Source organism: Candidatus Paracaedimonas acanthamoebae, from assembly GCA_017307065.1.
Lineage (GTDB): Bacteria > Pseudomonadota > Alphaproteobacteria > Caedimonadales > Caedimonadaceae > Paracaedimonas > Paracaedimonas acanthamoebae_A.
This window is the reverse complement of the sequence record JAFKGL010000045.1, coordinates 1-6,460: the sequence shown is the minus strand read 5'-3', so window position 1 is coordinate 6,460 and position 6,460 is coordinate 1. Positions and strand designations below refer to the sequence as shown.

Here is a 6,460-nt window from a genome sequence, read left to right as displayed (position 1 = left end):
ATGATTTTCATCTCTTCTTCCTCGTCATCACTGGGAGCGGGAGGAATGATTTTCATCTCTTCTTCCTCGTCATCACTGGGAGCGGGAGGAATGATTTTCATCTCTTCTTCCTCATCAAAAAAATTACCTAGATTTTTAAAGGCATCATCTTCTTCAATATCTTCTTGTGGAACGACATCAAGTTCTTCAGGTTGAGCCATTTGTAATGGCAACACAGGCGGCAACGGAATTTGAACTTCCTCGACATTCTCTTCTAGAGCAACATCAGGTTTCTGAGGTTGAGCCACTTGTGCAGGCAACACGGCAGGCAACGGAACTTGTTCTTCCTCAATATTCACCTCTGGAACTACATCAGGTTCCTGAGGTTGAGCCATTTGTGCAGGCAACACGGCAGGCAACGGAACTTGTTCTTCCTCAATATTCACTTCTGGAACTACATCAGGTTCCTGAGGTTGAGCCACTTGTGCAGGCAACACGGCAGGCAACGGAACTTGTTCTTCCTCAATATTCACCTCTGGAACTACATCAGGTTCCTGAGGTTGAGCCATTTGTATTGGCACTACTGGCGGCAAAGGAACTACATTCAAATTTAAAGGATTATCTTGTAGCTGTGGCAGAGCAATTTTAATTGCCTTTTTTTGTTGCGCCTCCATCACTGTTGAAGAAGCTAAAAGACTTATGAGTGCAGAATGATCATTTTCCACTGGAGAAAAAAATGGCTGCGGCACTTGGTTTTGGGGGAGATTTGTAGATTTCTGAAGAGGAGTTTGCATAATAATATCATCTAATTCAATCTGCACAGCTTTCCCTGAGGGAAGAGACATAAAATCATCATCTTCAAGATAATAGCTGCTTGCTTGAACCTTAAATGACGTTATCGATAATAATAACGCAAGGGCAGTTGTCCCTACTAATTTCTTCTGCATTTAATTTCTCCTCTTAACGTTCAATGAATAAAACTTAACAAGAATCTAATGGATATTATGCTAATTTTCCATTTTAAAACTTCTTTCCATACATACAATCTCATTCTGAAAAAATATAAGAGAAAAGGTAATTAATGAGTTCAATTTTTACCTTGTTTTCAACACAATCTGCTAATTTTATTAGATTTATATTTTTTGAAAAGTTAATAATTTTGGCAAAAAAATCAAATAACTATGACCTTATGTCGAAAGTTTTGTGGCCTATAAGCAACCTGATTTGGCACGGTATTTTAACGAACAGAAAGAAGCTATCAAAGAATTACCTTTCCGAATCGGCTATGGATACGGCAAGGTTCCCTCCAATCTCTTGATTGCAATGCCGCCTATTAAAAGTGCGGGGCCAACCAACTAATACGAACTAAGAGTCACTTCTAATTTCTTAGGAAGCATCCAACCTTAAAATACGATAGGCCTCTGAAGTCAATTGACGCCCTCTTGGGGTTCGTTGTAAAAAACCTTGCTGGATCAGATAAGGTTCCACCACATCTTCTAAGGTATCCCGCTGCTCAGAAAGAGCCGCCGCCAGCGTTTCTACACCTACAGGTCCCCCATTATAGACGCGTGCAAGTTGATTAAGATATTGTCGGTCTAAGGCATCCAAGCCCTCTTGATCAACGCCTAACCGGTTGAGGGCCTGTGCACAGAATTCAGCATCTGCTTCTGGGATTTTCATCACTTCCGCAAAGTCCCTAATTCTTCTTAAAAGGCGTCCCGCAATACGAGGCGTTCCTCGTGCCCGATGAGCAACCGCTTTGATGCCATCTGCCGTCATGGGAAAAGAAAGAAGCCTTGCGGCCCGGGCAACAATCATCTCGAGTTCTGCCGGCGTGTAATACTCAAGTCGGAGCGGAATACCAAAACGATCTCGCAAAGGAGACGTAATCAAGCCTGTTCGCGTCGTTGCAGCAACTAAGGTAAAAGGCGGCAAATCGATTCGAATAGAACGCGCTGCCGGCCCTTCTCCAATGATCAAATCAAGCTTAAAGTCTTCCATTGCCGGATAAAGAACTTCCTCAATCGTGGGATTCAGCCGATGAATCTCATCAATAAAAAGAACGTCTTTGGGCTGTAAGTTGGTTAAAATCGCCGCAAGATCACCTGGTTTATTAATGATTGGCCCTGTGGTTGCTCGAAAGTTAACCCCCAATTCAGTCGCGACAATCTGCGCAAGTGTCGTCTTTCCTAACCCAGGAGGTCCATAAAAAAGGACATGGTCTAAAGCTTCCTCTCGTTGGCGTGCCGCTTCAATAAAAATTCTCAAATTTTCACGGACGGATTGCTGACCAATAAAATCTTGAAGAGAGCTTGGGCGCAAAGATTTTTCAGGAAAATCTTCATCAAGACTATTCGGATCTGTGAGTCGTTCCAGGTGCAAGCTTTATATCCTCGCAAGTTTTGTTAAGCTTAAACGGATTAAGTCTTCAATTGTAGCATCTTTCCCAGCTTTTTGTTGGGCAAAATTTAAGGCTTCCTGCGCTTCGCCCAACTTATAACCTAGATTAGTTAAAGCTGATAAGGCATCTTGAGCCGCCACTGTTGGCAATGAAAATCCTTGATTGATATCCAAAGTCCCTATCGGCATTTGCTTATTGACCTTGTCTTTCAGCTCATGAACCAAACGCATGGCGAGTTTTGGCCCCACACCTTCTGCCTGGGCAAAGAAATTCTTATCTTGATGCACGATTGCTTGCGCGAACTGGGCAGGTTCTGCAATCGATAAGATCGCAAGGGCCACTTTCATCCCCACGCCTTGGACAGATAAGAAGAGACGAAACCACTCTCTTTCTTCGCCTGTCTTAAATCCATACAATTGCATGAAATCTTCGCGAACAATCATTTCCGTAAAAAGGGTAGCGGTCTCGCCTATTTTCCCAAGTTTACTTAAGGTTTTTTGAGAGCAGAGAATGCTATAGCCAACGCCATTCACATCAATGACGACGCTATGGTCATAAGTTGAATCAATAAGGCCTGTTAATTTACTGATCATATACCATTCTTCCATCTTTTTTCGATTGAGGCGGTATGAACATGACAAATTGCCACCGCAAGAGCATCGGCGGCATCTTCTTTAACGCCTTTACAACCATATAATAACCTTTCAACCATCAGGGCAACTTGCTCTTTTGTCGCATGCCCGACGCCAACAACTGTTTTCTTGACGCTATTCGTGGCATACTCGGCCACTTTTAAGCCATGTTGCGCAGGCACCAAGAGAACAACGCCCCGAGCCATTCCTAATTTGAGGGTTGAGTTCGCATTCATATTCACAAAAGTTTCTTCAACCGCGGCTTCTTCTGGTTGATAGTGGGAAATAACAGCTTGCAATTCTTGATGAAGATCTCGAAGGCGATTTGCAAAATCAAGCTTCGTTGAGGGGCTAATCACGCCATGAGCCACGTATTTCAAGGCGTTTCCCGTCACCTTCACAATCCCCCACCCTGTATGCCGCAGTCCGGGATCCAAGCCAATAATTGTTGGCACTTCGTTTCTCTTTCTGCTATAGGGCGTTTAGAGTTCTAATGTTTTCAGCACAGATTCATCAATATCTTCATTTGAATAAACATTCTGAACATCGTCGTTATCATCCAGAACATCCAGAAATTTAAACAGGCTTTTTGCAGCATCCGCATCCAGAGGAACGGTATTTTGAGGTTTCCAAACAAGTTTTGCAGCTTGAGGATCGCCAAATTTAGCCATTAACATATCGCGAACCGCTGCCAATTCTTCAACCTTGCAATAGATTTCATGCTGGTCTTGGGTTGTCACGACATCACTAGCTCCCGCGTTAAGAGCCGCTTCAAACATAAGATCAGCGCTTGCTTTAGAGGCATGATAAAGGATTTGTCCTAACTGATCAAATTGAAAACTAACACTGTTTGATTCCCCTAAATTTCCACCATACTTTGTAAAGCTCGACCGCACTTCTGCTGCTGTTCGATTGCGATTATCGGTAAGAGCTTCCACAATAACAGCCACCCCTCCAGGACCATATCCTTCATAACGAATCGCTTGGTAATCTGCACCATCATCACCGCCTGAGGCACGTTTAATGGCCCGCTCCATAGTATCTTTAGGCATATTCGCCTCACGTGCGGCAATAACAGCACTGCGAAGACGTGGATTACTTAAAAGATCCGGCCCCCCTTCTTTAGCGGCAACTGTCAATTCACGAATAAGTTTGGTGAAAACTTTTGCTCGCTTTGCATCTTGAGCGCCTTTACGATGCATAATGTTCTTAAACTGGGAATGTCCGGCCATTGAATCCTCATCTTTTAATCAACTTTATATCTCATCAATCGCAGAGGAACAGGGGGGACGTCAAGAGATTCGTTAAATTAATCGTTTTTCTTATGAGGTTGCCTCAGTGTATATGAAAAAATCCGGGAACAAAACTTAAGAAATCTCCAGCCATTCTGGCTGGAGTTCCGATAACAAATCTTCTCAAGGTAAATCCTAGAAATATTTATCAAAAGGATGATTACTTTGATCTTTCAAGATGTCGACCAGAGTTTTCTCTGCTTTTTGACCAACTCCATTGATATGTACGCGCTCAAGAGCAGTTAAGGTCGTACGGACACTCTTAAAGGTTTCAAGAGGATTCTCGCCTGGTTGCGCAGAATATCCAAAATCCAGATCTGTTAAATTCGGGAGCTTAGACAACTTATCAAAGTCTGGGATAGTAAGTTTTACTCCAGGTGTAGATAACGCTGTTAAAGTTGTATTCCCTCTTTCAGGCAAAGGTTGAATGTCCGTAACAAATGGACTCATTTTTAAAATCTTTAAAGTTGTATTACTTGCCACTGATGACATCAGAGTGTAGACGTCCGCATTAAGGAGTATAGTGTTTGACAAATTTAAAGCAGTAATATTTGAGAAACATGAACTCGTAAGCAAAATATCCAACCCTCCCTTATCAAAAACCCTTATACCTAAATCTAATGTTTGAAGCGATCCATCTGTGAAAGCTGAATCGAGATAACGCAAACTTTGGGGATCACTCACAGAAGTTTTGTTTAAACTTAATCCTGTTATCTGAGAATATTGTTGATTTTTAAAAAAATGTTTAAATTCTTTATCATTAAAAAAACCGCCCATCAACTCTAAGAAAAGAGGTGTTGTTCTCTTTTTCAGTCCTTCACCTAACCTCATTATATTAGCGGGATGAGAAGATGTGAATCCCATAACTAATCGAGTTAAAGAAGGGAGTTGTGCAATATCTTGACTCTTTATAGCTGAGGTTCCAGTAATTATGGTAAGATTTTCAATTTGATTAAGATATGTCAAATTTGAAGAGGTAATATTGTCTGATACTGCTTGGGGTAATATTAATCGTCTCAGAGACTCTAATTTACTAACGAGATGAATAAATTGAGATGTCATAAGATTTAATTCATCTTGAGAAGAATCCGTAACTTTTTTCTCACCTTGACAATAGGAAATACTAAGAGCTTGAAGAGAATTATTCTCTGGCAATAAATTAATGTTATCTTCTTTTAAGAGTTGGAGACGAAAAATATTAATAGTTGCAATATCGTGACTCAACAAAGCCCTAAGCAATCGATAAGATGCCATAACATCATTAGAAGGGTTAAGAGAAGGAACGCGGCTAATGTTAACTTTTTGAATCTTAGGAAATTCTTTTAACAAAGAGGGTATTACGGGAATAAGGGTATCTTCGATAGGATACGGCTCTAAAAGCTCTAATGTGTTTTCGGGAAAGATGCTTCCTATGTTTTTATCGGTCTGATCATATATCATAGTCCCCGTTTCTGGCGTTCTGTGAAACCGAAACCCATTGATCTTCTTATCCTCAGTATCTGAGGCATACACACTTGTGATAGAAGTTGCCAGAAGAAGTGAAAACATAATACGACGCAACATAATTAAAACTCCTTATATTAAAATATTTATCAAAATTTTTTAGTCTTTAACCTTTACTTTTTTAGATATAGTGAGCTTATCAATAGATTTCAATACTTGATATTTAAAAAATTCTTTAAGTATTCAGTGAAGTATTTTAATAATTATTTTGTTGGCCTCATTATTATCCTTCCCTTCAGCTTGTTTCAAGAAGAGATAGAAATAATTTTAGGGATACTTGGGCTTTTTTAAGAGGCTTTTTTTCTTGATTTCAAAAATCTCTCAAAATGATGAAGTCCATAATACTTACATTCAGAAACATCTACTACAGTGTAAGATTGATAACAATTTTTACCTTAGACTTGAGTTTTTTCCAAATAACAGACACAAGAATTGCTAACTTTGTATCATCTGGTAACTTGAGGAGAGACGTGCCCTCTGCGCTACTATACCAAAAACAGGAACGTTGCCAGTTGCCAGTTGCCAGTTGCCAGTTGCCAGTTGCCAGTTGCCAGTTGCCAGTTGCCAGTTGCCAGTTGCCAGTTGCCAGTTGCCAGTTGAAGGCCTTTATGGTCATTTATTCACGCTGTCAAACATCCAATTTAGTCTAGTCT

At 40.7% G+C, this 6,460-nt stretch carries 7 protein-coding genes; all 7 read right to left on the bottom strand.

Annotation, left to right across the window (positions count from 1 at the left end; translation table 11 throughout):
• A partial coding sequence (locus J0H12_07590; protein MBN9413760.1) for a hypothetical protein occupies positions 1-926 on the bottom strand: 926 nt, incomplete at its 3' end.
• A gap of 439 nt (positions 927-1,365) precedes the next feature.
• On the bottom strand, positions 1,366-2,361 hold the full coding sequence (gene ruvB / locus J0H12_07585; GenBank protein ID MBN9413759.1) for a Holliday junction branch migration DNA helicase RuvB: 996 nt from the start codon (positions 2,359-2,361) through the stop codon (positions 1,366-1,368).
• Positions 2,362-2,364: 3 nt separating this feature from the next.
• Positions 2,365-2,973 (bottom strand): Holliday junction branch migration protein RuvA, encoded by a 609-nt coding sequence (gene ruvA / locus J0H12_07580; GenBank protein ID MBN9413758.1) that lies wholly within the window; start codon positions 2,971-2,973, stop codon positions 2,365-2,367.
• Positions 2,970-3,467: a crossover junction endodeoxyribonuclease RuvC gene (ruvC, locus tag J0H12_07575; protein MBN9413757.1), complete on the bottom strand. Its 498-nt coding sequence runs from the start codon at positions 3,465-3,467 to the stop codon at positions 2,970-2,972. The genes ruvA and ruvC overlap by 4 nt, the downstream gene beginning before the upstream one ends.
• A gap of 27 nt (positions 3,468-3,494) precedes the next feature.
• On the bottom strand, positions 3,495-4,244 hold the full coding sequence (locus tag J0H12_07570; GenBank protein ID MBN9413756.1) for a YebC/PmpR family DNA-binding transcriptional regulator: 750 nt from the start codon (positions 4,242-4,244) through the stop codon (positions 3,495-3,497).
• 195 nt (positions 4,245-4,439) lie between these two features.
• The gene (locus J0H12_07565; protein ID MBN9413755.1) at positions 4,440-5,867 is read right to left on the bottom strand and encodes a hypothetical protein; all 1,428 of its coding nucleotides are present in this window, start codon (positions 5,865-5,867) and stop codon (positions 4,440-4,442) included.
• 304 nt (positions 5,868-6,171) lie between these two features.
• Positions 6,172-6,423: a hypothetical protein gene (locus J0H12_07560; GenBank protein MBN9413754.1), complete on the bottom strand. Its 252-nt coding sequence runs from the start codon at positions 6,421-6,423 to the stop codon at positions 6,172-6,174.
• Positions 6,424-6,460 lie beyond the last annotated feature (37 nt).

Excerpts from the sequence above, each read along its gene's own strand:
- ruvA (MBN9413758.1), bottom strand. The coding sequence starts at position 2,973 with ATGATCAGTAAATTAACAGGCCTTATTGATTCAACTTATGACCATAGC.
- J0H12_07570 (MBN9413756.1), bottom strand. The coding sequence starts at position 4,244 with ATGGCCGGACATTCCCAGTTTAAGAACATTATGCATCGTAAAGGCGCT.
- J0H12_07565 (MBN9413755.1), bottom strand. The coding sequence starts at position 5,867 with ATGTTGCGTCGTATTATGTTTTCACTTCTTCTGGCAACTTCTATCACA.
- J0H12_07560 (MBN9413754.1), bottom strand. The coding sequence starts at position 6,423 with ATGACCATAAAGGCCTTCAACTGGCAACTGGCAACTGGCAACTGGCAA.